Source organism: Pseudomonas sp. EL_65y_Pfl1_R83 (genome assembly GCF_963970695.1).
Classification (GTDB): domain Bacteria; phylum Pseudomonadota; class Gammaproteobacteria; order Pseudomonadales; family Pseudomonadaceae; genus Aquipseudomonas; species Aquipseudomonas tritici.
The window spans coordinates 1-611 of the sequence record NZ_CAXAQI010000132.1 but is presented as its reverse complement, the minus strand read 5'-3'; the positions used below and the strand labels follow the sequence as shown (position 1 = coordinate 611).

Genomic DNA, 611 nt, shown 5'->3' with positions numbered 1-611 from the left:
CATAGTCATAGGCCGTGCGCATCTCCGAACTCTCGGGCGGCGGCTGCGGCGGACGCCAGCGCAACGGCCCGACCGGCGGCGCCGCGTAAGCCAGCCCCTTGAAGGAGGCCACCTCGCCCGCGACGGCGCCGAGCATCTGCCCCTCGCGCGTCAGCGCAAAGGGAAACTGACCGACCGGCTGGCCGGCGGCCGCGCCGGCGCAGACGAGGACGGCCGCCGCAACAAGCGCAGACAGCATGCGCATTCCGGGACACTCGATGGACTGTTGACCGGCAGGTTACGTCGTCCGCGCGACAACACAAGCGGAGCTAGAGCGATTTCGAGCGAAGTGGATACCGGTTCGCGTAAAGAAAACGCGTCAAAACTAGAATCCAGAGCTTCGGTTCTGATTCAATCAGAACCGAAATTGCTCTAGAGAATTGCGTGGGGCAGGAAGCGCGAGCTGTTGCCGGTGATCGGGCTCTCGTCTTCGCGAATCGACAATCCGCAGGGCTCATGGTTCACGAGCCAACTGCCGACGACGCAATAGAAGCCCGAGAAATTCGGCAGCGGCGCGAGAGCCTGGCGGACAAAGCCTTCAGCCCCGTAGGGACCGGCCTGCTCGTCGAGCG

Annotated in this window: 2 protein-coding genes; both read right to left on the bottom strand. The window is 64.3% G+C overall.

What is annotated here, in order from left to right; all coding sequences use genetic code 11:
• Nucleotides 1-238, bottom strand: a 238-nt coding sequence (locus tag AACY08_RS28025) for a carboxylesterase family protein (RefSeq protein WP_339472351.1), incomplete at its 3' end; no start/stop codon positions are given.
• A 173-nt stretch (nucleotides 239-411) separates the two neighbouring features.
• A partial coding sequence (locus tag AACY08_RS28020) for a glutathionylspermidine synthase family protein (protein ID WP_339472350.1) occupies nucleotides 412-611 on the bottom strand: 200 nt, incomplete at its 5' end.